We start from the raw sequence: 26426 nt of genomic DNA, 5'->3' as shown, positions 1-26426 counted from the left end.
TTTTTTAGTCTGCTAAACCCCGATTTTCCAGCATCGGTTCGCTGTATGGCGCATGCCCGCGCCATTCGTTATACAACGCTTTAAGGTCCTGGCTATTTCCGCGAGACAAAATCGCCTCACGGAAACGTTGACCATTACTTGCTGTTAGCCCGCCCTGCTCCACAAACCATTGATAACCATCGTCGGCCAGCATTTGCGTCCAGATATAAGCGTAATAACCCGCGGCATAACCGCCACCAAAAATATGCGCGAAATAGCTGCTGCGATAGCGCGGCGGCACTGCTGCAAGTTTGATGCGCTCTTGCTCAAGCGCGTTCGCTTCAAACTTAGCCACGTCATCAATCGCACTTCCCGCAGGCAGACTGTGCCAGTTCATATCCAGCAACGCTGCGGCGAGCAGCTCTGTCATGTCGTAGCCTTTATTAAACTGCGCTGCGCGGAATAACTTCTCTTTGAGCGCCTCTGGCATCGGTTCGCCAGTTTGATAATGGCGAGCATAGTTAGCAAACACCTGCGGTTCGCGCGCCCAGTGCTCGTTGATTTGCGAAGGGAATTCGACGAAATCGCGCGGCGTATTCGTGCCGGATAAAGTTGCGTAATGTTGGGTAGCAAACAGGCCGTGAAGGGTATGGCCGAACTCATGGAACAGCGTGACGACATCATCCCAGGAAATGAGCGCGGCTTCGCCAGATGCCGGTTTGTTGTAATTGCAGACGTTGTAAATCACCGGCGCGTTAGCAAGCAATGTGGATTGCTCAACAAAATTGCCCATCCACGCCCCGCCGCCTTTGCTGTCACGGGCAAAGAAATCGCCGTAAAACAGCGCCATACCACGACCGTCTTTATCGAAGATCTCCCACACCCGCACATCATCGTGATAAACCGGAATATCGAAACGCTCAACGAAACTGAGGCCGAAAAGCTGGCTGGCTGCCCAGAAAACACCGTTGGTCAGCACATTATTCAATGCAAAATAGGGTTTGATTTGCGCTTCGTCGAGATCGTATTTCGCGCGTCGTACCTGCTCGGCATAAAACGCCCAGTCCCAGGCCTCGGCTTTAAATCCACCATTTTGTGCGTCGATAACGTGCTGGATATCGGCCAGTTCCCGCTGTGCCCGCGCCGTTGCCGCAGGCACGATATCACGCATAAATTGCAGTGCAGCCTGCGGTGTTTGGGCCATCTGGTCAGCAATTTTCCAAGCCGCGTAGTTATCGAACCCGAGCAATTGCGCCTGTTCTGCACGCAGCGTTGCCAGGCGAGCGACAATAGCGCGCGTGTCGTTGCCATCGTTTTGTTGTGTGCGATCCCAACCGGCTTTAAACAGTTTTTCACGCATCTCACGATGACTAAGTGATTGCAGCGCTGGCTGCTGCGTAAAGTTAAGCAGCGCGATGACGTACTTCCCATCAAGCCCCTTCGCTTTCGCCTGTTGCGCGGCGGCGGCAATTTCCGCAAGCGTTAACCCGTCCAGTAGATTTACGTCGTCAATCAGCAGCCCGGCGGCTTTATCAGCGGCATGCAGGCGATTATTAAACTGGCTACTGAGCTGCGCGGCTTCTTTGTTGAGTACCTTCAGGCGTGCTTTCTTTTCTTCGCTTAACGTGGCGCCTGCCAGGTTAAAGCTCTGCCAGACGACTTCAACCAGACGCTGCGATTCGTCATCAAGACTTAGCGTATGACGACGCTGGTAAACGCTATCCAACCGCGCAAACAGCACGGCATTGAGGCGCATTTCATCGGCCAGTTCGGCAAGTTCGGCGGCAAACTCTTCATCGAGTTGTTGCAGATAATCGTTGATATTCGCGGAAGTCATCGCGAAGAAAACATTCGTCACCCTTCCCAACATTTGCCCGGTTTTTTCCAGCGCCATATAGGTGTTTTCGAAAGTCGGTTCGGCGGTGTCGTTGGCAATTGCGGCGATTTCTTCGCGCTTGATGCGTTTGGCTTCGTCAAATGCCGGGCGATAGTGGCTGTCGTGAATGTCATCAAAATGTGGTGCCTGGTATGGCAATAAACTGATGCGGTAAAACGGGTTAACTGACAGCATCCTGAACTCCTGGTGAGGGCAAAAGATAATTTGAGATTGTATCTGGTGGATGACGCTGCGCTTATCCACCCTACAACACCGAGCCCGTAGGTCGGATAAGCGCAGCGTCATCCGACAACATTCGCCTGTTTTTTTCCAGTCTAACTGGCGGCCTGATACACAGCAATAATCTCTGCGGCAATAGCCACGGCGATTTCTGCCGGGAGTTTCCCTTTCACATCGGGCAAGCCCACCGGGCAGCGCAAGGTGCTCAGTTGCTGCTGCGTGATGCCTTTTCCCGCCAGCCGATACTCAAAACGCTGGCGTTTAGTCTGTGAGCCAATTAACCCCAGATAGCGGTAATTGCCACGTTTCAGTATCGCTTCGGTTAATTCCAGGTCGCGCGGGTGGTGGTGCGTCATCACAATAAAATAACTGTTCACGGGTGCGGATTTCACCGCATCCAGCGGGTCTTCTGCCTGCCAGGTTTTTACCCCCGGTGGCACGGCAGCGAACATATCAGCACGCTCATCAACCCAGGTGATGTGACAAGGTAAGGTTGATAATAATGCCACCAGCGCCTGTCCGACGTGGCCTGCGCCAAAAACGACAATTTGCGGTTGCGGCTGAATCAGCGGTTCAAACAACACCGTGGTCATTCCACCGCAACACTGCCCAAGCCTGGCGCCGAGATTAAAATGTTCGGTATGCGGAGCGGTATTTTGCTTCTCCAGCATGTCACGGGCCATGGCGATGCACTGGTATTCGAGATGCCCGCCGCCGATGGTGAGAAAAGTATCTTCGCGCCCAACGATCATTTTGGTGCCGCAATTTCTCGGCACCGAGCCTTTGTCCGCCAGCAACGTCAGCAACACACACGGTTCACGGCGCTCATGCAACTGCATCAGAATGCGGATCCATTCATCGTTCATGGTGCCTCCTGACAACCCCAGAACACACGTTCCGGTGTGGCGGGCGCGTCTAATAATGGGTGTTTCTGGTAATTCGTGACACTGGCGACAGCATCCTGCAATGCACACCACACCGATATTCCCAGCATAAATGGCGGTTCGCCAACGGCTTTGGAACGATAAACGGTGTGCCGCGGATTGGCGTGATTTTCCAGGAGATTCACCCGCAGATCGCAGGGTACATCGCTAATCGCCGGGATTTTATAGCTCATCGGGCTGTCGGTCAGCAGCCGCCCTTTTTCATCCCACACCAGCTCTTCGCAGGTCAGCCAGCCCGCGCCTTGCACAAAGCCGCCTTCGATTTGCCCGATATCCAGCGCCGGATTTAGCGAACTCCCCACGTCATGCAGAATATCCGTGCGCAGCAGGCGATATTCCCCGGTCAGCGTGTCGATAATCACTTCCGAGCACGCCGCTCCGTATGAGAAGTAATAGAACGGTTGTCCGCGTCCGGCGGCGCGATCGTAATGAATACCCGGTACTTTGTAGAAACCCGTCGCCGAAAGCGGCACCTGATTAAGCCACGCCAGGTTAGCAATTTCGTTAAAGGTGAAATGTCGCCCTGCTGCTTTCACTACGCCGTTGCGAAATTCTACGTGGTTCGCTTCGCAATGGTGTAAACGGCAAAGCATCTCCACCAGCCGTTCTTTAATGGTGAGTGCCGCAATTTCCGCCGCTTTACCGTTAAGATCGGCACCGGATGACGCCGCAGTCGGCGAAGTATTAGGGACTTTGCCCGTATTGGTTGCCGTGACCTGAATTTGCTCGACAGGAATTTGCAGCACCTGCGCGACAACTTGCGCCACTTTGGTGTTCAGGCCTTGTCCCATCTCCGTGCCGCCATGGTTAAGCTGCACGGTGCCATCGGTGTAAATCAGCAGTAACGCCCCCGCCTGATTCAGGAAACTGGAGGTAAACGAAATGCCGAACTTCACCGGAGTCAGCGCCAGCCCGCGTTTGAGTACCGGGCTGTGGCGATTAAATTCACCGATTTGCGCACGACGGCTCTGGTAATCCGCGCTCACCTCAAGCTGACGGGTGATTTCCGGCATAATGTTGTGTTCAACAGTTTGGTGGTAGTGCGTCACGTTGCGTTCGGTGTCGCCGTAGTAATTGCGTTTGCGCACCTCCAGCGGGTCCAAGCCCAATTCGCGGGCAATGTGATCCATAATCTGTTCGATGGCGACCATACCCTGCGGCCCGCCAAAACCACGATACGCCGTATTCGACGCCAGATTTGTGCGGCAGCGATAGCCTGTGACACGTGCATCACCAAGGTAATAGGCATTATCGGCGTGAAACATCGCCCGATCGCAGATCGATCCTGAGAGATCCAGCGAATAACCACAGTTAGCCGCCAGATCGATGACTACGCCATTGAGCATCCCTTCATCCGTAAAACCAACGTCGTAGCGGACAAAAAAAGGATGCCGTTTACCGGTAATCCGCATATCGTCGCGCCTGGATAAGCGCATTTTTGCCGGTTTTCCGGTCAACACTGCCACCAGAGCAGCATGGCAGGCGATGCCCGCAGCCTGCGTTTCTTTGCCGCCGAATCCTCCGCCCATGCGGCGCATATCCACCGTGACTTTATTCATAGTGACGCCCAGTACCGAGGCCACCAGCTTTTGCACTTCGGTCGGATGTTGAGTGGACGACCACACCGTCACGCTGCCGTCTTCACCGGGCTGTACGACAGCGATTTGCCCTTCGAGGTAAAAATGCTCCTGGCCGCCGATATGAAACTGCCCCTGAAGTCGATGCGCAGCCGCTGCCAGCGCGGAGTCTGCGTCACCACGTTGATGAACATGCGGCTCTTGCACATACAGCTCGCGACGCAATGCCTCTTCGACATCCAGCACGGGTTCAAGCACCTCATATTCAATCACCGCCTTGAGCGCCGCTGCGCGTGCGGCTTCCGGTGTTTGCGCCGCGACGGTTAATACAATCTGGCCGTGGTATTCCACCCGGTCGCGGGCAAACAGCGGATCGCCCGGTGCCAGTGGGCCGATATCCAGCTCTCCGGGGACATCCTTCCAGCTGAAAACTCGCTCAACACCCGGCACCGAATAACACGCGGACGTGTCGATGTTTAAAATTTTCGCATGAGCGTGTTGGCTGAGAACCGGGCACAGATGCAACATGCCCGGCAAGGTGAGTTTGTCGTCGATATATTCCGCTTTGCCGCTGACGTGTTTATCCGCACTTTCATGTTTCAGGCTTTTGCCCGCGCCGCCGTTCATTTCACGGGAAAATTGTTCTATTAATGCCTGCTCTGACAGACGCACCGGGTTAGTTGACATAAGCGTTTACCTCCAGCGCATCGCTCGGTTCGTTATGTTGGAGAACCAGACGTGTTAACAGATTCTGCGCAACTTTCAGACGATAAATGCCTGAACCCCGGAAATCGGTTAACGGTTGGAAATCATTGGCCAGCGCTTCGCGGGCCAGCCCGACCGTCCGCTCATTTAAGGGTTGTCCGATAAATGCCAGCTCGGCACTTTTCGCCCGCGCAGGAATCGCCGCCATTCCCCCAAATGCCAGTTTTGCGGATTCCACAATTCCGTCTTTGACATGCAGATTAAACGCGCCAAATACCGTCGAAATATCGTCATCCATGCGTTTAGAAATCTTCCATGCGTTAAACGTCGGCGATATCGCTTCGCGTTCAATCACCACCGCGCTGATAAATTCACCTGGCCGCAAAGCAGTTTTGCGATAGCTCAGGAAGAACTCATCGAGCGGTAGAACGCGGCACTCCTCGCCACAGCGCAGTTCGAGGCTGGCTCCCAACGCCAGTAACATGGGCGCGCCATCGCCGATGGGCGAGGCATTCGCCAGGTTCCCGGCAAGCGTCGCGTGGTTGCGAATTTGCGGCGAGGCAAAACGTTCTAATACCCGTGCAAATGCCGGAACCAGCGGCTGCAAGACCTGCTCACACCTCTGTAGTGTCACCATCGCGCCCAGTCGGATCTGATTTTCGCTGACGGTAATGGCTTTAAGTTCTTCGACCTGATTAAGGCCGATGATCAGCGGTAACGTCTGGTATTGCTGGGTAATTGTCAGCGCGAGATCGGTGCCGCCCGCCAGCAGACGTGCCTGTGGGTTTTGCTGATAAAGCTCGGCCAGTTGCGCCTCGCTTTTCGGTAACAGGCAGCGGTTTGATTGGCGTAGCTCGCCCATCTGCGCTTGTTGCAGAGATTTCAGGCGTGCCAACGTTTGTGGCTCATCACGGCTGAACTGATCCTGCTGAGATCCCGCACTCTTTTGCATCGCCTCGATAATCGGACGATACCCAGTGCAGCGGCACAGATTCCCAGCAAGCTGTTTTTCTATGTCATGGCGCTGCGAGTGGCTATTGGCTTTTTGCAGCGCGAAACCGGACATCACAAATCCCGGGGTGCAAAAACCACATTGCGATGCGTGGCAGTCCGCCATCGCCTGTTGGACCGGATGCAGTTTTTCGCCTTGCGCTAAATCTTCGACCGTCAGTAACTGCTTGCCATCCAGTTGGCTGATGAGCGTGATGCAGCCGTTAGCCGTGTCATACCGCATTTTCTCGCCATCGACTTGCCCAAGCACCACGGTACACGCGCCACAATCGCCCGACGCGCACCCTTCTTTGCTGCCACAGCGATGTTCGCTCCCCCGCAACCAGTTCAACACCGTGGTATTCGGATCAACATCGTCGAGCGTTTTTAAAGTTTGATTGAGCAAAAATTGAATCATGCCGCGACCTCCAGCGTGTCACGCGTCCACACGCATTTGCCGTTGACCCAGGTGTGCCAGATGTTGCGGTCATCGCCAAGCGTCATCAGCACGAACAGTTTTTCATAAATGTCGCGGCTGTTGGCGTGGCGCATTTTCTGTAGCGGCGATACCGCTAAGTCGAGCACCACCAAATCCGCCTCTTTGCCCGGTAAGAAATTGCCAATCTTATCGTCAAGATCTAACGCGTGAGCGCCGCCTAACGTGGCGTGATAAAACGCTTCGCTTGCACAAAGTCGGTAGCCTTGCAGCTGCGCGACTTTGTACGCCTCCGCCAGGGTTTGCAGCATATTAAAGGTGGTGCCTGCGCCCACGTCAGTGCCAATCCCCATGCGGATCCCCCGCTCGTGGCACTGCTTTAAGTTAAACAGACCGCTGCCCAAAAACAGGTTTGAGGTCGGGCAAAAGGCAATGGCAGATTCGGTGCGGTGCAGGCAATCCCACTCGCAATCTTGCAGATGAATGGCGTGAGCAAAAACGCTGCGTTTCCCGGTCAATTTGTAGTGGTGATACACCCCAAGATAGCTTTCCGACTCGGGCCACAGGCTTTTCACCCATTCCACTTCGGCGCTGTTTTCACTCAGATGGGTGTGGAGCCAGGTGTCGGGGAATTCCTCGCGCAGCGCTTGCACGGCGGCGAGCAATTCAGGTGAAGAGGTAGGCGCAAAACGTGGGGTTAATGCGTAATTCAGACGCCCTTTTTTATGCCAGCGCTGAATGAGTTCGCGGGTCTGCTGATAGCTTTGCTCCGGTGTTTCAGTCAGATAGTCCGGCGCGTTGCGATCCATCATCACTTTCCCGGCGATCATGCGCATTGAGAGGTGCTCCGCCGCACTGAACAGAGCGTCTACCGATTGCGGATGCACGGTGCCAAACACCAACGCCGTGGTGGTACCGTTGCTCAGTAGCTGGTTGAGGAAAAATGCCGACATTTTCGCGGCGTGCGAGCTGTCCTGGTACTGACTTTCCACCGGGAAGGTGTAGGTCTGGAGCCACTCAAGGAGCTGCTCGCCATATGCGCCAATCATCTCGGTTTGCGGATAATGCAGATGCGTATCGATGAATCCTGGCAGGATCAGTTTGCCGCGATAATCGACATAGTCATTTTCCGCGCGTAGATGGAGACGCCCTTCTTCCCATGGCAACAGCGCGACGATAATGCCGTCGTTAAGAAATAACAGCCCATCTTCGTGATGACGAGCGTTTGCCAGTAATTCATCCGGGCGGGTTCCGGTTTGGGTGATGTCGAAAAACTGACCGCGCAATGCTTGCGTGTAATTAACTGTCATCGCCGTACCTGTAATGGGTTTGTGAAGAATGAGTTAACTATTGCAATGTTGATGCCATGTTGCCGTTTGGCTTTAATCGGTTTTATAACAGTAGCTTAGATTACATTTTTGGTTGTTGCGCAACATTTGCGCAACTTAACACATGCAAACGGTTGCTATTTATCGCAATCGGTTGCCTTTCCCCTTTACGTACGGTGATCGCGAAAATCGCGAAAAAAACTGCGCGATGCTGGTGCAGCGTGAAACCCTTGCTGCACCAGCATTGCGCAAGGTCTGCGTGACTTAACTTCAATTATCGAAAATAGCGTTCGCGTGCTAAGGTATTACGACATAAAAAGCGTTGAGGAACAGTGAGATGATTATTCTGGTAACCGGCGCCACCGCCGGATTTGGTGAGAGCATTACCCGTCGTTTCGTCCAACAGGGCCATAAAGTGATTGCTACCGGTCGCCGTCTGGAGCGCCTGCAAGAGCTGAAAGACGAACTGGGTGATAGCATCATTACGCTGCAACTTGATGTACGTAATCGCGCGGCTATCGAGCAAGCGATGGAACAACTGCCTGCCGAGTGGCGCAATATTGACGTGCTGGTGAATAATGCGGGCCTGGCGTTGGGTATGGAACCTGCTCATAAAGCTGACGCGGATGACTGGGAAACGATGATCGACACCAACAATAAAGGTCTGGTGTATATGACTCGCGCCGTGCTGCCAGGTATGGTGGAGCGTAATCGTGGTCACATTATCAATATCGGTTCGACTGCGGGAAGCTGGCCGTATGCGGGCGGCAACGTTTACGGCGCAACCAAGGCGTTTGTGCGCCAGTTCAGCCTGAATCTGCGTGCAGATCTGCATAAGACGGCTATTCGCGTAACGGATATTGAGCCGGGTCTGGTTGGCGGAACTGAGTTCTCAAACGTGCGTTTCAAAGGTGACGACGGCAAAGTCGAGAAAACCTACGAGAATGCCAATGCGCTGACGCCTGAAGATGTGACTGAAGCCGTTTGGTGGGTCGCGACGTTACCGAAACACGTCAATATCAACACCCTTGAAATGATGCCTGTGAGCCAATCGTTTGCGGGGCTAAGCGTTCACCGCGAAGGTTAATCGCCTTGCCCATATCTGGAGGTTTTCAGGTATGGGCGACCGTGCAAATAAATGTTAAATTTGCACGGTTCTTTAACGATAAGAAAAAAAACCCATGTTACCGTCAACTTTGCTCAACCCCACTCAGCCTGTAAACCAACAAATCTACCGCATTTTGCGCCGTGATATTGTTCGTTGCCTGATTCCGCCTGGTACTCCGCTTTCTGAAAAAGAAGTGTCGATTCGCTTTGAAGTATCGCGCCAGCCGGTGCGTGAAGCCTTTATTAAACTGGCTGAAACGGGACTGGTGCAAATCCGCCCGCAGCGCGGCACGTATGTGAATAAGATTTCGGTCAGCCAGGTGAAGAACGGCTGTTTTGTGCGTGAAGCGATTGAACGTGCGGTGGCAAAACGTGCAGCGAGTATGGCGACGGATGAACATCTCTATATGCTTGAACAGTTGCTCAATCAGCAACGCACGGCCATTGACCGTAACCAACTGGATGATTTTTTCCAGTTAGATGACGAATTCCATGAGCAGTTAGCATTGGTCGCCGATTGCCGCCTGGCGTGGGAAACGGTCGAGAATATTAAAGCGACGATGGACAGGGTGCGCTATATGAGCCTTGATCACGTCTCTCCCCCAGAAATGCTGCTCTCTCAGCATTACGATATTTTTGAAGCCCTGAAGCAGCATGATGAAAACGGGGTGGATCAAGCGATGCATCGCCATCTGCATGAGATAAGTCAGTCAATTCTGTTGATTCGTAGCGAGAAGCGCGACTGGTTTACTGAAGAGTAAGTTTGAAATACTGCGCGTGAAGACCTGCATTCGTAGGTCAGATAAGCGCAGCGCCATCCGACATTTTCATCTGTAACAACAGCGTAAACGGTGGATGTCGCTTACGCTAATCCACCCTACGAAACCACAAATTTAGAACTTAGCGACTGTCGCTTTTGCGCCGTTTTCACGCAGCGCCAGGTAAGATTCAATCACCTGATTAACGAATTTCGCGTTAGCAGGCAGATCTTCGCCAAAGATAGTTTTCAGCCCTAACAGAGCCTTAACGCGGGTTTCCCCTTCTTTGCTGGCAGCAACCGCTTGCTGAATTGCAGGCAATAATGGGTCACTCACTTCGATTGCCGCGCCCTGCTCGTCCACACCACCGACATAACGCATCCAACCTGCAACGCCCAGCGCCAGCAGATTAAACTCGCTGCCGTTTGCCAGGTGCCAACGAATGGAGTCCAACCAACGCTGTGGCAATTTCTGGCTGCCGTCCATCGCGATTTGCCAGGTACGGTGACGCAGTGCCGGGTTGGTGTAACGCGCAATCAGTGAATCGGCATATTTTGCCAGGTCAACGCCCTGCACTTTCAGGGTTGGCGCTTGTTCCTGCAACATCAATGCGTGTGCTGTACGACGGTAATTCTCATCCTGCATGCATTCAGAAATATGCTGATAACCTGCCAGGTAACCGAGATATGCGAGGAATGAATGGCTGCCGTTAAGCATACGCAGTTTCATTTCTTCGTATGGCAGAACGTCTTTCACCAATTCCGCACCGGCTTTTTCCCACTCTGGGCGACCAGCCACGAAGTTGTCTTCGATAACCCACTGACGGAACGGTTCGCATGCCACAGCTGCTGGATCAGCAACGCCGGTTGCCTGCGCGACTTGTTCCAGCGTTTCAGCAGTAACGGCTGGCACAATGCGGTCAACCATGGTGGATGGGAATGTCACATTCGCTTTGATCCACTCCGCCAGTTCCGGGTTAATCGCCTGCGCGTACGCGGTAATAACATTGCGTGTGACGTGGCCGTTTTCCGGCATGTTGTCGCAGGACATCACGCTAAATGCAGGCAGACCAGCGGCTTTACGACGAGCTAATGCTTCAACAATCACGCCCGGTGCGGATTTCGGCTGTTGCGGATTTGCGATGTCGTGCGCAATGAATGGGTGATCCAGCAAGATGGTGCCGGTTGCCGGAGTATGGCAATAGCCTTTTTCCGTCACTGTCAGGGAGACAATCGCCACTTCAGGCTGGGTCATCGCGGTGAACACGGCTTCCAGGCCATCGACCTGAGCGTGAATGGCGTTTTTCACCACACCCACGACCCGGCAATGCCATGCGTCGGCAGACATTTCTGCCACGCTATAAAGGTTGTCTTGCTGTTTTAAATCAGCAATTTGCTGCTCGCCGCCAATCAGGTTAACTTCACAGTAACCCCAGTCGCTACCGTGATCGCTTGCCAGGATGTCAGCGTAAACTGCCTGATGAGCGCGATGGAAGGCGCCAAAACCAAGATGAACGATGCGTGATACCAGTTTGCTACGGTCGTATTGAGGGACAATAGCTTTTGCAGATAAGAGCTTGTTTTCCATTTTGAAACTCGCTGTTTAGTAGCTGTGTAGTAACTTGGGGACAGCCACAGACTACCTGCTATGGTAGTCTGCATATTGATTTGCATTAAACTTTTGTGCATTTGGTATGACACGAAACCAAAGGTGTATAACAACTCACATTTATGACATTGATGAGTTATCGCATCAGTGGCACAGGCATCGTTGTTTTAGTTGAGTCAACTTTTGACTCAAGCCATAACTTTTCGTAGCTATAACCCGTTAAGTCCTCAACAACTTTTCGTGTCTCAAGATCAACATCTTTCTTCGCACCATTTGCTTTAAGGCGTTCAACTTCATCAACAAAAATCTTGTGAGTGCGTTTATTCAAACGGAACGTAAGCGCCTGCCAAAAAGCCAATATAAGCAGTCCTGCTGTGCCAGCAAACAACAGCGTTGCAATCATGTTTACTGCCGGTTCAGGCTGGACCTGACTGCCCTTCACAAAACCGCCAAACTGCAACAACACACCGACAATAAAGGTTGCAATCGCAACGGTTGTTTTACGGGAAAACGTCATTACCGCTGCAAATAAACCTTCGCGACGTTGGCGAGTGATCATTTCGTCGATGTCAGGAATAAACGGGAACACATTCCAGGGAGTGAATTCCAGTACACAGCGCCCTACCTGGTAAACCGCAGCCAGTATGACCAACAGCGTAATTTTGTTTTCAGTCGGGAATTGATAGACCATAAACAAGCCAACCAGACACAACATCATGACGCTATACGCGAATACATATAGCCGTGATGGGCCATATTTAATGATTGCCATCCCCGCAACTAATGTGACAGGCAAACCAACGATACTCATGGACAGCAATGTTCCAGCCAATGAAGATGAAACATTCAGGCAATATACGCAGAAGAAAACAAACACTGTGTTATAAACATCTTTTGCTGTGAATGAGAGTAAATAAATAGCCAGGTGTTTTCTGAAAGCTCTAACTTTAAGTGTGCTGGCATATTCTTTGAATAAACGCCCTACAGCAATAATTCTTCCGGATAAAGGCGTAACTTTTCCTGGTTGTTCAAGTTCGGCTAGCATTTCAGGTGTTAAATCACGTTCCCAGGTCACTTTCCAGGAGATGAACACGCATAACATAAACAAGACTGCGAACACCACACCATTAATCAAATAAGCATTTGCATCATGCTCACCATAGTGGCTAATTAATAACCCTGGAATAAATGTCGCCAGGAAAGTGCCTGATGCGGAAAAGAACATTCGACAGGTAGATAGTTTTGTACGAGAGTTAAAATCTTTAGTCATTTCTGACGGTAATGTTTCCCATGGGATAAGAACCATCGCCGCAATAATTTCAAAGGCTAGATAAACAGCCAAATAAAAACCAAAGTTCATACCGTTTACCCACAGAAGTGAGTAAACCAGCATCAATGGCGCACCAATTAATAAGAAGAAACGTCTACGACCAAATTTCTTACCTAAATAATTCTTGTAAAAATGATCGGTAAAACTGCCCATAAACAAACTAACAATTGCATCGACAATCCTGGCGATAGCAACAATTGAAGCTGCCTCCACTGGAGACAGGCCAACAAATGTAGTATAGAAAAATAATAGCCAGGCGCCTATAACGGTAAAAGCGCCGCCTCCCATGATGTCAGTTACGCCATAGCCAATACTGACAGGAATTGTAATTTTTTTATTAGTACGAGACATGTTCTATCCTCACTACGTAGGGAGTCATCAAAATCCAAAATAGTTTTTGGCATTATCGTGACAGACATTTCTTATAATTTTTGATAGCACTTTTTTATTGTCAGGAATCTCTCCATTCTCTACCCAACTACCAATAAGGTTGCAGAGTATGCGACGGAAATAATCATGGCGAGTATAGGAAATAAAACTTCGTGAATCGGTCAACATACCAATGAAATTCATCAACAGCCCTTGGTCGGCTAGACAATTCAATTGGTTTTCCATACCTCGGCGAGTATCGTTGAACCACCAACCAGAACCAAACTGGATCGGTGATTTAATACCATCTTCACCTGACTGGAAGTTAGCTATCGCCGTTGCCACAACATCGTTGTAACTTGCGTTGAGGTTGTAGATGATAGTTTTAGGTAACGAATCATTTTGAGCCATTGCGTCTAAGAGACCGTTCAACCCCTGAGCCAAGTGACACTGATCGCTAATTGAATCAAATCCTGTATTAATACCTAATGCATTTTTCATTCGGGTATTATTACTTCGGATTGCCCCAAAATGAATTTGCATGGCCCAGTCATGCTTTTTGTAAAGTTTCGCCAGCATGATAAATATAGCACTACTGAGAATAGTGCATTCTTTCTGATTAAGTTCCACCCCTTTTATTTTACGTGTAAAAATAATATCAACTTCTGCTTCTGATGCGAATAAATACCGAATATCTATTGGGCCATGATCAGAAATTCGGCATCCCACTTCGTGAAACCACTCAACTCTTTTACCAATGGCTTTGCTAAAACTTGAAAAATCACGAATATCAATTGATGTTAACTCGGTTAACTTATCAATGAAGTTTATAAATAGCTGTGAGTCTTCCTCAAAAATCTCATCTGGGCGAAATGTTGGTAATACTTTAGTAGTGAAGGTCGCGTCTTCTTGTAATCGCCTATGGTATTCCAACGAGTCCAGTGGTGAATCTGTTGTGCAAATAACTTCAACATTTGAGCGGCTAATTAATTGACGTGGTCTAAAATCATCCTGACAAAGTAGTTTATTGCAGGAGTCCATTATCTCATGCCAATTATGAGAATCTAAATTTTCTTCAATGCCAAAATAAAATTGGAGTTCGAGGTGCGTCCAATGATAGAGCGGATTACCATAACTGGATTCAACAGTTTCAGCCCATACCCGAAATTTCTCTTCAGGACTCGCGTTACCCGTGATTTTTTCTTCAGGAATACCATTAGCGCGCATTGCACGCCATTTATAATGATCACCTGATAGCCAAAGTTGCGTGATATCAGGAAAAGATTTATTTTCGTAAATATCTTTAGCATCAAGGTGACAATGATAATCAATCACTGGCAGTGATTTCGCCACTTCAGAATATAATTTACACCCTACTTCATTATTAATCATGAAACGATCGTTGATGAAACTCATGATGCTTCTCCATTGTTCATCTTATGGCTATTCAAATTTAATTTAATGAGGGGATTACCAATTCCACAACGTGCCATCTTCAAGGCGGGCAACCGGCAGATACGCAGGTTCGTAGGGGTATTTCGCGGCCAGTTTTTCGTCGAACTCAATGCCAATACCGGGCTTATCGCCTGGATGCATGAATCCATTATCAAACGTCCAGTTATGCGGGAAGACTTCCAGCATTTGCTCGGAATAGCCCATATATTCTTGCACGCCAAAGTTCGGCACCCAGAGGTCAAAATGCAGCGCGGCGGCCATACAAACTGGAGAGAGATCGGACGGGCCGTGTGAGCCGGTTCGCACCTGGTATAACGAGGCAAAATCCGCAATGCGGCGCATGCCGGTGATGCCACCTGCGTGAGTAATCGTGGTGCGGATATAGTCGATTAGCTGCTCTTCGATAAGCTGTTTGCAATCCCAGATGCTATTAAAGACTTCGCCGACAGCAATCGGGGTCACGGTGTGCTGGCGAATCAGACGGAAGCATTCCTGGTTTTCGGCAGGCGTCGGGTCTTCCATCCAGAACAGGCGGTGATCCTCGATGCTTTTACCAAAACGGGCGGCTTCGATTGGCGTCAGACGATGGTGCATGTCGTGTAGCAAATGTTCGTCGAAGCCAAACTTGTTGCGAACTGCCTCGAATAATTTGGGGGTGAAATCGAGATATTTTTCCGTTGACCATAACTGCTCTTCGGGCCAGTCACCTTTGGTTGCGGGTTCGTACGCCAGCCCTTTGCCTTTTGCCATCCCGTAGGTGGTTTTCATGCCTGGCACGCCGCACTGCACACGTATCGCTTTAAAGCCCTGCTCTTTATGACGGGCGTAATCTTCCAGCACATCGTCAATGGAATGACCGGTGGTGTGACAGTAAACCATCACGCCTTCGCGGGAGGCTCCGCCCAACAATTGATACAGCGGCATGTTGGCAGCTTTCGCTTTAATGTCCCACAGCGCGACGTCGACCGCAGAAATCGCCGACATCGTCACCGGCCCGCGACGCCAGTAAGCGCCTTTGTAGAAGAACTGCCAGATATCTTCGATACGGTGCGCATCACGCCCCACCAGTTGCGGGCAAACGTGGTCTTTCAGATAGGACGCAACCGACAATTCGCGGCCGTTTAAGGTGGCATCGCCCAGTCCGGTGATCCCATCGTCAGTTGTAATTTTCAGCGTGACAAAGTTCCGGCCAGGACAAGTAACAAATACTTCTGCTTTGACAATTTTCATTCAGGTTCCCTTACTACACATCAGATAATAGGTGTTCAATGAGTGTGAAATTAACCCTCAAAATACTACCATACAAGTATGTGGATCGAATTTTGACGGACTGAGTCACAATTATTTTGTGACTCTTGCAAGGGGTTACATCAGAAGAGTTAAGGGAAATGAATGATTTTTAGAGAAAAAAGAGGAATTAATCAGGCCCGGCTCCAGCCAGCGACGATAATTAACATGCCGCAGAAGGCAACAGATGCCCCTATCCAGTCGTAGGCACTTAATTTGATGCCATCAACCACGCGTAACCACAACAACGCGGTCACGACATAAACGCCACCGTAAGCGGCATACACACGCCCACTGGCTGCCGGATGGAGCGTCAACAACCAGACGAACATCGCCAGCGATAATGCTGCCGGGATCAGCAGTAAAGCAGAGCCTTCGCGCTTTAACCACAGCCAGGGTAAAAAGCAGCCAATGATTTCGGCCAGAGCCGTTGCAAAAAATAACAAGGTTGTTTTGATCATATTGAACGTTGTCTGGGATAATGAGGTCAAATGTGCGCCATCTGGTACGCACCGCGCACCGTGGTATATTTATAAGCTGCAAAATACTCTAAAGGAAACCGCAATGAACACAATCCTTCGCAAATATCTGTCTGTGGCTATGCCGCTGGCATTATTGCTGAGTGCGTTTGCGTTTGTTCAACCCGCGAATGCTCAGACCAATAAACTGATTATCGAGTCGGGTGACAATGCGCAAACTCGCCAGGATGCGGCGATGGACAAAGAGCAATGGAATGACACACGCTCTCTGCGCCAGAAAGTTAACAAACGCGCCGAAAAAGAATGGGACAAAACCGACGTCGCCTTTGATGCCCAGGACAATTGCCAGAAAAGCGCCAACGTCAACGCTTATTGGGAACCCAACACCCTGCGTTGCCTTGACCGCCGCACCGGTCGCGTTGTCACTCCGTAACTGCACGACGTTAATCAATAAGGCTTCTTAAGGGAAGCCTTATGTCTTTGAAAGGAATTCAAATGAGCCAGGAACTCCCCATTAAGCTTCGCCCGCTTGAGCGCGAAGATCTGCGTTTCGTTCACCAGCTTGATAACAACGCCAGCGTGATGCGCTATTGGTTTGAAGAGCCTTACGAGGCATTTGTCGAGCTGTCGGATCTTTATGACAAACATATTCACGATCAGAGCGAGCGTCGTTTTGTCATCGAATGTAATGGCGAAAAAGCAGGCCTGGTGGAACTGGTCGAAATCAACCATGTTCATCGCCGTGCCGAATTCCAGATAATCATCTCGCCTGATTATCAGGGCAAAGGCCTGGCATCGCGTGCCGCAAAGCTTGCGATGGATTACGGATTTATGGTGCTCAATCTGTACAAGCTGTATTTGATTGTTGATAAAGAGAATGAAAAAGCCGTGCACATCTATAAGAAGCTCGGCTTTATGGTGGAAGGTGAGTTAATCCACGAGTTCTTTATCAATGGCGAGTATCGCAACACAATTCGGATGTGCATTTTCCAGCATCAGTATCTGGCGGGGCACAAAACTGCGGGCAGTATTTTAAAACCGACTGCGCAGTAACCGAAACCCTGGCCCCCTGAAAGTGAGCGTGGTGCCAGGGTCTGGCGGCGGTTACGCCAGGTTCAGTGTGGCGCGATGTTTCGCGGATTCCATCCCCAGCTCAATCATTTCCATTACCTGAATGGCCTGCGCGGCCGGAACCGGGTTCTCACCGTGGCCCGTGAGTGCATCTCGAATCCCCGCGTAGTAAGCCGGATAATTACCCGGCACAGTCAGCAACGTTTGCTCCGCCATCACCTCACCCTGCGCCAGCGTTAAGACGCCGTCACGCATATCGTAACCCCAGTCTTCCTGCGGTAAACGCTCGCCCGCTTTCAGGCGATCTTCCTGTGGGTCGAGGCCATATTTGATGTAACTGCCACGCGCGCCATGCACGGTGTAGCGTGCTGTTTCTGCTGCCGCCAGCAAAGTGCCGTGCAGTACAACGCGACGCTGTGGGTAAGCCAGCACCGCATGGAAGTAGTCCGTTGCCTGAGCGCCTGGGCGCAGTTGGCCTAAATCCACCGTCAGGCTGACAGGCAGTCCAAAAAGATTCAGCGCCTGGTCAATAAGATGTGGGCCTAAGTCATACCAAATCCCGCTCCCAACACCCGCCTGCTCGCGCCAGCGGTTTCGCACCTGTGGACGATAGCGGTCAAAATGAGATTCAAAATAGGCCACTTCACCCAGCGTACCGTCAGCCAGCAGCGCTTTCACGGTTAAGAAATCGCTGTCCCAACGGCGGTTGTGGAAGACAGAAAGCAATAAGCCGCAGCTTTTCGCCAGTGCATCCAGTTCACGCGCTTGTGACAACGTCACGGTAAAAGGTTTATCGACAACGACATGTTTACCGGCTTCAAGTGCCGCTTTTGCCAGCGGGAAGTGGGTGTCGTTTGGGGTGGGAATGACGATTAAATCGATATTTGGGTCATTAAACAGATGATGAGGATCAGAGACTACCGGCATGTTTGGCCAGTCAGCATGAACTTTCGTGGCATCGCTGCTGGAAACACCGGCCAGAACCATGCCTGGTGTACCGACAATTAATGGCGCATGAAAAGTCTTACTGGCGTAACCGTAACCGATTAGTCCGACACGAATGCTATCACTCATTTGCTTTCCTCATAATTTTGGACGCCCTATTTGACACCATCCCTGTAATTGTAACAACAGGTAATTATATTGTTGCGAGCTAGTTGCACACTTACCAAACACCAGACAATTCGCGGGTGTCAGGAGGGCCAGGTGATGGTGTATGTGACGATGAAAACTCCTAAAAAGTCAATATCACGCTATTTCTTGCAATAAAAACGTGCATTTCCGTTTATTATTCATGCAAATCAAACACGCCGCGTGCTCCTGTTTTCTCTTTTGCATGGATAACTGCCTCTCATGACCGCTCTAGATTATTTAATGAAATTTCGCAAAATCAGCTCGTCCGAAAGCCTCGAAAAACTCTTCGACCATCTTAATTATACCCTGACCGATAATAATGAATTGATGAATATGTATCGTGCTGCCGATCATCGTCGGGCTGAATTGGTTTCTGGTGGACGCCTGTTTGATTTAGGTTGTGTGCCTAAAGCCGTATGGCGATATGTGCTGTAGCGCAGCTTGCGGTAGCAAAGCGTTAAAAAAACCTTATAATCCTCCCGCCTTATGAATCTCATAAGGAAAGTCTTATTCTTTTTCGGGAGGTAACATGACGACAACGCAAGTTCCTGGGCGAGCACCCCGCATTGCAGGCTGGCTTCTTGCCCCTCTCGCCTGGCTTCTGATGACCTTACTCAGCAGCAGTATTGCCCTCGCCATTTATCTTATGATGCTCATCTCCCCAGAAAGCCATCGACTTATGAGCGCGCAAGGCCCCAAAATGGTGATGTTTTGGTACACCTCGATTGCCTGCGCAATTGCCATGTGGGGTTATACCGTGTGGTTGACTATCGCCTTCTTTAAACGTCGTAAGAATGTGGTCCGTCATTATATTCTTTGGTTATTGCTGTCGGTGTTGTTAGCGGTTAAAGCCTTCGCGTTTTCCCCAGTGAGTGACGATCTGGCATTACGTCAGCTGATGTTCCCGCTGTTAGCTGCGGCTTTGTTGGTCCCGTACCTCAAGCGTTCGCAACGCGTGAAGCAGACATTTATCAACCCGTAGTTTCGCCGTAATAACCTTATAAACGCCCAGTTGTCGTCATCGGTCGGTTAGACGATAATAGGCGGCTTTTTTTTGTTTCAGGTCTCATTCATGACAGATTATTTGCTGCTCTTTGTTGGTACGGTACTGGTTAATAACTTCGTATTAGTGAAGTTTCTTGGCCTGTGTCCGTTTATGGGAGTTTCCAAAAAATTGGAAACGGCCATCGGCATGGGGCTGGCGACCACTTTTGTACTTACCCTGGCGTCTATTTGTGCGTGGCTGGTCAACGAGTTGATCCTTATTCCTCTTGACCTCGTCTATTTGCGCACGCTGGCGTTTATTCTGGTTATTGCCGTCGTTGTGCAATTTACCGAAATGGTGGTGCGCAAAACCAGCCCGGCGCTCTATCGCCTGCTGGGTATCTTTTTACCGCTGATCACCACTAACTGTGCGGTGCTAGGCGTCGCGTTGTTGAACATCAATCTCGGCCATAACTTCCTGCAATCAGCCCTTTATGGTTTTTCTGCCGCCGTGGGTTTCTCGCTGGTGATGGTGTTGTTTGCGGCTATTCGCGAACGTTTAGCGGTTGCCGACGTGCCCGCGCCATTTCGTGGCAATGCCATCGCGCTTATCACCGCCGGTTTGATGTCTCTGGCCTTTATGGGCTTTAGCGGGTTGGTGAAGTTCTGATGAGTACGATTTGGATTGCTGTTATTGCGCTGGGCCTGTTGGGTCTGGTCTTCGGGCTGATCCTCGGGTATGCCTCGCGTCGTTTTCGCGTCGAAGAAGACCCGATTGTCGATAAAATTGACGAACTGTTACCCCAGAGTCAATGCGGGCAATGCGGTTATCCAGGCTGCCGCCCTTATGCGGAAGCTGTGGGTAATCAGGGTGCAAAAATCAACTTGTGCGCACCTGGCGGTGAAGCCGTGATGCACAAAATTGCGACTTTGCTTAACGTGGATCCTCAGCCCATTGAAGGCGATGCTCAGGCATTGGAACCCGTTCGCATGTTAGCCGTTATCGACGAACCGAATTGTATTGGCTGCACCAAGTGCATTCAGGCCTGCCCGGTGGATGCCATTGTCGGTGCCACTCGCGCCATGCATACCGTAATTAGTGACCTTTGCACCGGATGCAATTTATGTGTCGACCCATGCCCAACTCGCTGTATTGAGCTGCGCCCGGTCGAAACCACCACAGAAAGCTGGAAGTGGGATCTGCAAACCATCCCGGTTAGACTCATTCCGGTGGAGCAAAATGCTTAAGTTATTTACCCGTTTCAAAAAAGACAAAATCTGGGATTTCGATGGTGGCATTCATCCACCAGAAATGAAAACTCAGTCAAACGGCACGCCGCTGCGCCAGGTTCCTTTGCCACAAAAGCTGGTTATTCCGTTGAAGCAGCACATTGGCGCTGAAGGTGAACTGTGCGTGAAAGCCGGCGATTATGTACTGCGTGGTCAACCCTTGACACGTGGGCGTGGTCGCATGTTGCCTGTTCATGCTCCCACTTCCGGAACCATCACCGCCATTGCGCCCCACTCGACCGCCCATCCTTCTGCATTGGCTGAGCTGAGTGTGATTATTGAAGCCGATGGCGAAGATACCTGGATTGAACGTGACGGCTGGCATGATTATGCGTCGCATAGTCGTGAAGAATTAATTGCGCGTATTCATCAATTTGGTGTTGCCGGTCTGGGCGGCGCAGGCTTCCCGACCGGAAATAAATTGCTCGGTGGCGGCGATAAAATCGACACGCTGATCATCAATGCCGCGGAATGCGAGCCTTACATTACCGCCGATGACCGCCTGATGCAGGATTGCGCGGCGCAAATCATCGACGGCGTGCGTATTCTTGCGCATATTTTGCAGCCAAAGCGCGTGTTAATTGGTATTGAAGATAACAAGCCGCAGGCCATTTCTATGATGCGTGCGGTGCTTTGCAATACACACGGTATTGAGTTGCGGGTGATCCCAACCAAATATCCGTCTGGCGGCGCAAAGCAACTGACTCAAATCCTGACCGGGAAACAAGTTCCACAAGGTGGCCGCTCGTCTGATATTGGCGTGCTGATGCAAAACGTCGGCACCGCTTTTGCCGTGAAACGCGCCGTTATGGATGGAGAACCTTTAACCGAGCGTGTGGTGACGTTAACCGGCGGGGCCGTTCAGCAACCGGGAAATGTCTGGGCGCGTCTGGGAACGCCAGTCCGCCATCTGTTGGATTTTGTCGGATTCCGTCCGGGTCATGATCAGCAAGTGATTATGGGCGGGCCGTTAATGGGCTTTAGCCTGCCGTGGCTGGATGTTCCTGTCGTCAAAATCACCAACTGTTTGCTGGCACCTTCCAGTCTCGAAATGGGTGAGCAACAAGAAGAACAGAGCTGCATTCGTTGCAGCGCCTGCGCTGATTCCTGCCCGGCAGATCTTTTGCCACAGCAACTCTACTGGTTTAGCCGTGGGCAACAGCACGATAAAGCGCAGGCCCATAATCTCAAAGATTGCATCGAATGCGGGGCTTGCGCGTACGTTTGCCCAAGCAATATTCCGCTGGTGCAATATTTCCGCCAGGAAAAAGCCGAGATCCGTGAAATCGAGCTGGAAGCCAAACGCACTGCTGAAGCCAAAGAGCGCTTTGAAGCGCGCCAGGCGCGACTCGAACGCGAAAAAGCCGCTCGTCTTGAACGCCATAAACAAGCAGCCGTTCAACCTACAGCTAAAGATAATGATGCCATTCAGGCCGCCCTCGCCCGGGTGAAAAGCAAGAATGCACAAGGCAATGAGCCGATTGTTATCAAAGCGGGAACCTTGCCGGACAACCAGCAAGTGATTGCCGCCCGCGAAGCGCGTAAAGCGCAGGCGCGCGCTCGTCAGGTTGAGAAAGAAGCGCAAGAAATTCCAGCAGTAACCGGTGTTGTTGATCCGCGTAAAGCCGCGGTCGAAGCAGCGATTGCCCGAGCGAAAGCACGCAAAGCGGCTCAGGCAAACGAAGCAGTAACAGCCCCGGTCGAAGTGGCTAAAGCCGAAACGGTTGATCCGCGCAAAGCGGCGGTCGAAGCCGCCATTGCCCGAGCGAAAGCCCGTAAAGCCGCGAAGGCCGAACAACAATCTGAAGAAACACCTGCCGAAGAACAAGATCCGCGTAAAGCCGCCGTTGCCGCGGCAATTGCTCGTGTCCAGGCACGAAAAGCAGCGCAACAAATGGCATCAGAGGAATAAATGGTTTTTAAGATAGCAAGCTCCCCTTATACCCATAACCAACGTAGCACATCGCGAATTATGCTGCTGGTGACTTATGCCACATTGCCAGGAATGGCAATGCTGTGGTACTGGTTTGGCTGGGGCAGTCTGGTGCAAATCGCATTAGGTATTTTGACGGCTGTCGCCGCTGAACTGCTGGTGCTCAAACTGCGCAAACAGCCGCTACGGATCCTGGGCGATAATTCTGCCGCGCTCACCGGCCTGTTACTTGGCATCAGTATTCCACCGTTTGCTCCTTGGTGGATGGTGATCCTTGGTACCGTGTTCGCCGTGATTATCGCGAAACAATTATATGGCGGCCTGGGGCACAACCCATTTAACCCGGCAATGGTCGGTTATGTGGTGTTGTTGATTGCCTTCCCGGTGCAAATGACATCCTGGTTGCCACCGCATACGCTTGCCGCAACGGTACCTGGTTTTGCCGACTCGCTGCACGTGATATTTTCTGGCACGACGGCGGCTGGCGATACCATGTCGCAATTGCGGATGGGTATAGATGGTATAAGTCAGGCCACTCCGCTCGACACGTTTAAAACCGGATTACGCGCCGGGCATTCCGCCACCGACCTGTTGCAAGAGCCGATTTATACCGGCGTGCTGGCGGGAATTGGTTGGCAGTGGGTGAATCTCGCATTCCTTGTAGGCGGGCTGTTCTTACTGGTGAAAGGTGCCATTCGCTGGCATATTCCGGTCAGCTTCTTGCTGGCGCTGGCGGTGTGTTCCACCCTTGGCTGGATGTTTGCTCCGGAAAAATGTGCATCACCGCTGATCCATCTGTTCTCTGGCGCAACGATGCTGGGTGCATTCTTTATTCTCACCGACCCCGTTACCGCATCGACAACCAATCGTGGGCGTCTGATTTTCGGCGCGCTGGCCGGTTTGCTGGTCTGGCTGATTCGCACATACGGCGGTTATCCTGATGGCGTCGCGTTTGCCGTTTTGCTGGCTAACATCACCGTGCCGTTGATTGATTACTACACCCGCCCTCGTGCTTACGGGCATCGCTAAGGAATCGTCATGCTGAAAACAATGCAAAAACATGGCGTGACTCTGGCGCTATTTGCCGCGCTGGCAACAGGACTTACCGCAGTCGTTAACGCGCTGACCAAAGACACCATCGAGCAGCAAGCCGTTGCTCAACAGAAGGTCTTGTTCGATCAGGTGATTTCATCTGATAGTTACGACAACAATATTCAGGCCAGTTGCGTGGTGGTGAACAATTCGCCATTAGGCAAAGGTGCTCGCGAAATCTATGTTGCGCGTAAAGGGTCGCAGCCGGTAGCCGTGGTGATGGAAGCGACTGCGCCCGATGGCTATTCTGGCGCTATTCAGTTGCTGGTTGCGGCGGATTTCAACGGTAAAGTATTGGGCTCACGAGTGACCGAACACCATGAAACACCCGGTCTGGGTGACAAAATCGAAACGCGCCTGAGCGACTGGATTACCCATTTTGCGGGTAAAACCATTCAGGGTAATGATGACCCAAGCTGGGCGGTGAAGAAAGACGGCGGTCAGTTTGATCAGTTTACCGGCGCGACGATTACCCCGCGCGCGGTTGTCAATGCGGTAAAACGTGCAGGATTGTTCGCAAAAACATTACCCTCTCAAGTAGATAACTTACCTGTTTGTGGAGCACAACCATGAGCGAAGTAAAAGATATTGTCGTTCAGGGGCTATGGAAAAATAACTCCGCGCTGGTGCAGTTACTGGGCCTGTGCCCGCTGCTGGCGGTAACATCCACAGCCACCAACGCCCTTGGGCTTGGCCTCGCCACAACGTTGGTCTTAGTGCTAACCAACAGCGCCGTTTCTGCACTGCGCCGCTGGGTTCCAGCTGAAATTCGTATCCCGATTTACGTGATGATTATCGCGTCGGTGGTCAGCACCGTACAGATGTTGATCAATGCTTACGCCTACGGTTTGTATCAATCGCTGGGGATTTTTATTCCTTTGATTGTGACCAACTGCATTGTTATTGGCCGCGCCGAAGCTTTTGCCGCTAAAAGTAGCGTACCGCTTGCCGCTCTCGATGGATTTGCCATCGGCATGGGTGCGACCAGCGCGATGTTTGTTCTCGGCTCGCTGCGCGAAATTATTGGCAACGGAACGCTGTTTGATGGGGCTGACGCGCTATTAGGCAACTGGGCAAAAGTGCTGCGTATTGAAGTGTTCCATACTGATACCCCTTTCCTGCTGGCTATGCTGCCACCGGGGGCATTTATTGGTTTGGGTTTGATGCTTGCTGTTAAATATCTTATTGATGAGAAAATGAAAACGCGCCGCGCAGCGAAAGCTGTCGCCACGGAAGGACATCCAGAGAAAGCGTAATGAATAAGAGCAAAAGGTTAGAGATCCTCACGCGCCTGCGTGACAACAATCCTCATCCTACGACAGAGCTGCAATTCAGTACCCCGTTTGAGCTGCTGATAGCCGTGTTGTTGTCCGCGCAGGCGACAGATGTCAGCGTCAACAAAGCTACGGCGAAGCTTTATCCGGTTGCAAATACACCGCAAGCGATGCTGGAGCTGGGCGTGGATGGCATCAAGTCGTATATCAAAACCATCGGCCTGTTTAACAGCAAGGCTGAGAACGTGATTAAGACCTGCCGGATGCTGATTGAATTGCATAATGGCGAAGTCCCGGAAGACCGTGCCGCGCTGGAAGCGTTACCCGGTGTAGGGCGTAAAACAGCAAACGTGGTGCTTAATACCGCGTTTGGCTGGCCAACCATCGCGGTAGATACCCATATCTTCCGCGTTTGTAACCGTACCCACTTTGCGCCGGGTAAAAATGTTGAGCAGGTAGAGGAAAAACTGCTCAAAGTGGTTCCAGCAGAATTTAAAGTGGATTGCCATCACTGGCTGATTCTTCACGGTCGCTATACCTGTATCGCCCGTAAGCCGCGCTGCGGCTCGTGTATCATCGAAGATCTCTGTGAGTATAAAGAGAAAGTCGATATCTGATTTCTTCCGCCTGCTGGGTTCGTGGCAGGCCGCTTCAACTCTCAATTTCTCCTCTCTCCCTATTCGCCATATTCTGTTGCTTTGTTCTGCAAATCATTACCGCCTCGTTTACATCCTGCGGTGAATAATTACCCGAACAGGTTAATCGTTTTTTTACGATAAGAATTTTCCATAACTATGTGACACAGATCACACTGATAACCTGATGTTAAATTTAAGTCATCAAAATGAAACAAATAACCTCTCATTCACCAGTGAATACTCAACTTAGGCAGTACAATAGCCTGCACATATCTTTACACCCCGCCCATATCACTACACATTCGCCTTTAGAGCAGAATATATAACTAAATTGATTTAATTTTGATATTCCAGAAGAGAATAAATTGGTAAAGCGCATTTTGATAAAATTTAACGCTGAATAACAAATTGCTTTTCGGAGCTTTATTCCGCTTCGGATATATGTAACAGAGTATTACAAACCTCTTGCCTGATTGCGCAGGATAGTGAACATTACCCGCCGTTTCCCCTTCCTTATAACTAAAAAAGCGAATGCCCACCCG

General features: G+C 50.9%; 24 protein-coding genes. 13 read left to right on the top strand and 11 right to left on the bottom strand.

All coding sequences use genetic code 11. From position 1 onward, the window contains the following. Nucleotides 1–4 precede the first annotated feature (4 nt). The 5 genes from dcp to guaD all read right to left on the bottom strand — a co-directional run bounded on the left by dcp (nucleotide 5) and on the right by guaD (nucleotide 8057). Complete coding sequence (gene dcp, locus M2371_RS04695; protein ID WP_259267023.1) at nucleotides 5–2050, bottom strand: peptidyl-dipeptidase Dcp; 2046 nt, start codon at nucleotides 2048–2050, stop codon at nucleotides 5–7. 140 nt (nucleotides 2051–2190) lie between these two features. Further along, a complete protein-coding gene (gene xdhC, locus M2371_RS04690) occupies nucleotides 2191–2961 on the bottom strand; it encodes a xanthine dehydrogenase accessory protein XdhC (protein WP_259267022.1) in 771 nt (256 codons plus the stop codon). Then, on the bottom strand, nucleotides 2958–5303 hold the full coding sequence (xdhB, locus tag M2371_RS04685) for a xanthine dehydrogenase molybdopterin binding subunit (protein WP_259267021.1): 2346 nt from the start codon (nucleotides 5301–5303) through the stop codon (nucleotides 2958–2960). The genes xdhC and xdhB overlap by 4 nt, the downstream gene beginning before the upstream one ends. Continuing rightward, a complete protein-coding gene (gene xdhA, locus M2371_RS04680; RefSeq protein WP_259267020.1) occupies nucleotides 5293–6729 on the bottom strand; it encodes a xanthine dehydrogenase small subunit in 1437 nt (478 codons plus the stop codon). The genes xdhB and xdhA overlap by 11 nt, the downstream gene beginning before the upstream one ends. Further along, nucleotides 6726–8057, bottom strand: a complete 1332-nt coding sequence (gene guaD / locus M2371_RS04675) for a guanine deaminase (protein WP_259267019.1) — start codon at nucleotides 8055–8057, stop codon at nucleotides 6726–6728. Before guaD ends, xdhA begins: the two co-directional genes overlap by 4 nt. 355 nt (nucleotides 8058–8412) lie before the next feature. On the opposite strand from guaD, the gene ydfG reads away from it, so the two are divergent. Both ydfG and M2371_RS04665 read left to right on the top strand, forming a co-directional pair. Next, nucleotides 8413–9162 carry a bifunctional NADP-dependent 3-hydroxy acid dehydrogenase/3-hydroxypropionate dehydrogenase YdfG gene (gene ydfG, locus M2371_RS04670; RefSeq protein WP_034495742.1) on the top strand — a complete coding sequence of 250 codons (750 nt, stop codon included), beginning with the start codon at nucleotides 8413–8415 and terminating at the stop codon, nucleotides 9160–9162. A gap of 94 nt (nucleotides 9163–9256) precedes the next feature. Beyond that, a complete protein-coding gene (locus M2371_RS04665) occupies nucleotides 9257–9943 on the top strand; it encodes a GntR family transcriptional regulator (RefSeq protein WP_259267018.1) in 687 nt (228 codons plus the stop codon). 132 nt (nucleotides 9944–10075) lie between these two features. Here the strand turns inward: M2371_RS04665 and M2371_RS04660 are convergent, their stop codons facing one another. From M2371_RS04660 to M2371_RS04640, 5 genes are all read right to left on the bottom strand, one after another. Next, the gene (locus M2371_RS04660) at nucleotides 10076–11527 is read right to left on the bottom strand and encodes a mannitol dehydrogenase family protein (protein WP_115628410.1); all 1452 of its coding nucleotides are present in this window, start codon (nucleotides 11525–11527) and stop codon (nucleotides 10076–10078) included. 157 nt (nucleotides 11528–11684) lie between these two features. Then, entirely contained in the window at nucleotides 11685–13229 is a 1545-nt protein-coding gene (locus M2371_RS04655; RefSeq protein WP_259267017.1) for an MFS transporter, read from the bottom strand. Between the two features lie 27 nt (nucleotides 13230–13256). Next, entirely contained in the window at nucleotides 13257–14663 is a 1407-nt protein-coding gene (gene uxaC / locus M2371_RS04650; protein WP_259267016.1) for a glucuronate isomerase, read from the bottom strand. Between the two features lie 54 nt (nucleotides 14664–14717). Next, nucleotides 14718–15932, bottom strand: a complete 1215-nt coding sequence (gene rspA, locus M2371_RS04645; RefSeq protein ID WP_034495747.1) for a starvation-sensing protein RspA — start codon at nucleotides 15930–15932, stop codon at nucleotides 14718–14720. 191 nt (nucleotides 15933–16123) lie between these two features. After that, nucleotides 16124–16450 (bottom strand): YnfA family protein, encoded by a 327-nt coding sequence (locus M2371_RS04640; RefSeq protein WP_172894036.1) that lies wholly within the window; start codon nucleotides 16448–16450, stop codon nucleotides 16124–16126. Nucleotides 16451–16553: 103 nt separating this feature from the next. Between M2371_RS04640 and M2371_RS04635 the strand changes: the two genes are divergently transcribed. Both M2371_RS04635 and speG read left to right on the top strand, forming a co-directional pair. Further along, a complete protein-coding gene (locus M2371_RS04635) occupies nucleotides 16554–16901 on the top strand; it encodes a DUF1283 family protein (RefSeq protein ID WP_259267015.1) in 348 nt (115 codons plus the stop codon). A 62-nt stretch (nucleotides 16902–16963) separates the two neighbouring features. Further along, nucleotides 16964–17521, top strand: a complete 558-nt coding sequence (gene speG / locus M2371_RS04630) for a spermidine N1-acetyltransferase (protein ID WP_259267014.1) — start codon at nucleotides 16964–16966, stop codon at nucleotides 17519–17521. Between the two features lie 51 nt (nucleotides 17522–17572). Here speG and M2371_RS04625 read toward each other — a convergent pair whose 3' ends face one another. After that, nucleotides 17573–18613 (bottom strand): oxidoreductase, encoded by a 1041-nt coding sequence (locus tag M2371_RS04625; protein WP_259267013.1) that lies wholly within the window; start codon nucleotides 18611–18613, stop codon nucleotides 17573–17575. Between the two features lie 279 nt (nucleotides 18614–18892). On the opposite strand from M2371_RS04625, the gene ydgT reads away from it, so the two are divergent. From ydgT to nth, 9 genes are all read left to right on the top strand, one after another. Continuing rightward, complete coding sequence (gene ydgT / locus M2371_RS04620) at nucleotides 18893–19108, top strand: transcription modulator YdgT (RefSeq protein WP_115628403.1); 216 nt, start codon at nucleotides 18893–18895, stop codon at nucleotides 19106–19108. 94 nt (nucleotides 19109–19202) lie between these two features. After that, nucleotides 19203–19655, top strand: coding sequence for a DUF2569 domain-containing protein (locus M2371_RS04615; RefSeq protein ID WP_115628402.1), 453 nt, complete (start codon nucleotides 19203–19205; stop codon nucleotides 19653–19655). Between the two features lie 90 nt (nucleotides 19656–19745). Beyond that, on the top strand, nucleotides 19746–20327 hold the full coding sequence (gene rsxA, locus M2371_RS04610; RefSeq protein ID WP_034455395.1) for an electron transport complex subunit RsxA: 582 nt from the start codon (nucleotides 19746–19748) through the stop codon (nucleotides 20325–20327). Next, a complete protein-coding gene (gene rsxB, locus M2371_RS04605; RefSeq protein WP_034495758.1) occupies nucleotides 20327–20905 on the top strand; it encodes an electron transport complex subunit RsxB in 579 nt (192 codons plus the stop codon). The genes rsxA and rsxB overlap by 1 nt, the downstream gene beginning before the upstream one ends. Further along, a complete protein-coding gene (rsxC, locus tag M2371_RS04600) occupies nucleotides 20898–22859 on the top strand; it encodes an electron transport complex subunit RsxC (protein WP_259267012.1) in 1962 nt (653 codons plus the stop codon). The genes rsxB and rsxC overlap by 8 nt, the downstream gene beginning before the upstream one ends. Continuing rightward, nucleotides 22860–23909: an electron transport complex subunit RsxD gene (gene rsxD / locus M2371_RS04595; protein WP_034495760.1), complete on the top strand. Its 1050-nt coding sequence runs from the start codon at nucleotides 22860–22862 to the stop codon at nucleotides 23907–23909. A 9-nt stretch (nucleotides 23910–23918) separates the two neighbouring features. Further along, a complete protein-coding gene (rsxG, locus tag M2371_RS04590) occupies nucleotides 23919–24545 on the top strand; it encodes an electron transport complex subunit RsxG (RefSeq protein WP_172894033.1) in 627 nt (208 codons plus the stop codon). After that, entirely contained in the window at nucleotides 24542–25228 is a 687-nt protein-coding gene (locus M2371_RS04585) for an electron transport complex subunit E (protein WP_115628397.1), read from the top strand. Before rsxG ends, M2371_RS04585 begins: the two co-directional genes overlap by 4 nt. Next, complete coding sequence (nth, locus tag M2371_RS04580) at nucleotides 25228–25863, top strand: endonuclease III (RefSeq protein ID WP_259267011.1); 636 nt, start codon at nucleotides 25228–25230, stop codon at nucleotides 25861–25863. The genes M2371_RS04585 and nth overlap by 1 nt, the downstream gene beginning before the upstream one ends. Nucleotides 25864–26426: the final 563 nt, after the last annotated feature.

The sequence above is a fragment of the Buttiauxella sp. BIGb0471 genome (genome assembly GCF_024807715.1).
Taxonomy (GTDB): Bacteria; Pseudomonadota; Gammaproteobacteria; order Enterobacterales; family Enterobacteriaceae; genus Buttiauxella; species Buttiauxella agrestis.
Note: the sequence above shows the minus strand (reverse complement) of the source record. Positions and strands in the feature narration are given on the sequence as shown.

Excerpts from the sequence above, each read along its gene's own strand:
- guaD (WP_259267019.1), bottom strand. The coding sequence starts at position 8,057 with ATGACAGTTAATTACACGCAAGCATTGCGCGGTCAGTTTTTCGACATC.
- dcp (WP_259267023.1), bottom strand. The coding sequence starts at position 2,050 with ATGCTGTCAGTTAACCCGTTTTACCGCATCAGTTTATTGCCATACCAG.
- M2371_RS04635 (WP_259267015.1), top strand. The coding sequence starts at position 16,554 with ATGAACACAATCCTTCGCAAATATCTGTCTGTGGCTATGCCGCTGGCA.
- M2371_RS04625 (WP_259267013.1), bottom strand. The coding sequence starts at position 18,613 with ATGAGTGATAGCATTCGTGTCGGACTAATCGGTTACGGTTACGCCAGT.
- rspA (WP_034495747.1), bottom strand. The coding sequence starts at position 15,932 with ATGAAAATTGTCAAAGCAGAAGTATTTGTTACTTGTCCTGGCCGGAAC.
- xdhB (WP_259267021.1), bottom strand. The coding sequence starts at position 5,303 with ATGTCAACTAACCCGGTGCGTCTGTCAGAGCAGGCATTAATAGAACAA.
- rsxD (WP_034495760.1), top strand. The coding sequence starts at position 22,860 with ATGGTTTTTAAGATAGCAAGCTCCCCTTATACCCATAACCAACGTAGC.
- rsxC (WP_259267012.1), top strand. The coding sequence starts at position 20,898 with ATGCTTAAGTTATTTACCCGTTTCAAAAAAGACAAAATCTGGGATTTC.
- rsxB (WP_034495758.1), top strand. The coding sequence starts at position 20,327 with ATGAGTACGATTTGGATTGCTGTTATTGCGCTGGGCCTGTTGGGTCTG.
- M2371_RS04615 (WP_115628402.1), top strand. The coding sequence starts at position 19,203 with ATGACGACAACGCAAGTTCCTGGGCGAGCACCCCGCATTGCAGGCTGG.
- M2371_RS04665 (WP_259267018.1), top strand. The coding sequence starts at position 9,257 with ATGTTACCGTCAACTTTGCTCAACCCCACTCAGCCTGTAAACCAACAA.
- M2371_RS04585 (WP_115628397.1), top strand. The coding sequence starts at position 24,542 with ATGAGCGAAGTAAAAGATATTGTCGTTCAGGGGCTATGGAAAAATAAC.
- uxaC (WP_259267016.1), bottom strand. The coding sequence starts at position 14,663 with ATGAGTTTCATCAACGATCGTTTCATGATTAATAATGAAGTAGGGTGT.
- ydgT (WP_115628403.1), top strand. The coding sequence starts at position 18,893 with ATGACCGCTCTAGATTATTTAATGAAATTTCGCAAAATCAGCTCGTCC.
- ydfG (WP_034495742.1), top strand. The coding sequence starts at position 8,413 with ATGATTATTCTGGTAACCGGCGCCACCGCCGGATTTGGTGAGAGCATT.
- M2371_RS04655 (WP_259267017.1), bottom strand. The coding sequence starts at position 13,229 with ATGTCTCGTACTAATAAAAAAATTACAATTCCTGTCAGTATTGGCTAT.
- M2371_RS04660 (WP_115628410.1), bottom strand. The coding sequence starts at position 11,527 with ATGGAAAACAAGCTCTTATCTGCAAAAGCTATTGTCCCTCAATACGAC.
- rsxA (WP_034455395.1), top strand. The coding sequence starts at position 19,746 with ATGACAGATTATTTGCTGCTCTTTGTTGGTACGGTACTGGTTAATAAC.
- nth (WP_259267011.1), top strand. The coding sequence starts at position 25,228 with ATGAATAAGAGCAAAAGGTTAGAGATCCTCACGCGCCTGCGTGACAAC.
- rsxG (WP_172894033.1), top strand. The coding sequence starts at position 23,919 with ATGCTGAAAACAATGCAAAAACATGGCGTGACTCTGGCGCTATTTGCC.
- M2371_RS04640 (WP_172894036.1), bottom strand. The coding sequence starts at position 16,450 with ATGATCAAAACAACCTTGTTATTTTTTGCAACGGCTCTGGCCGAAATC.
- xdhC (WP_259267022.1), bottom strand. The coding sequence starts at position 2,961 with ATGAACGATGAATGGATCCGCATTCTGATGCAGTTGCATGAGCGCCGT.
- speG (WP_259267014.1), top strand. The coding sequence starts at position 16,964 with ATGAGCCAGGAACTCCCCATTAAGCTTCGCCCGCTTGAGCGCGAAGAT.
- xdhA (WP_259267020.1), bottom strand. The coding sequence starts at position 6,729 with ATGATTCAATTTTTGCTCAATCAAACTTTAAAAACGCTCGACGATGTT.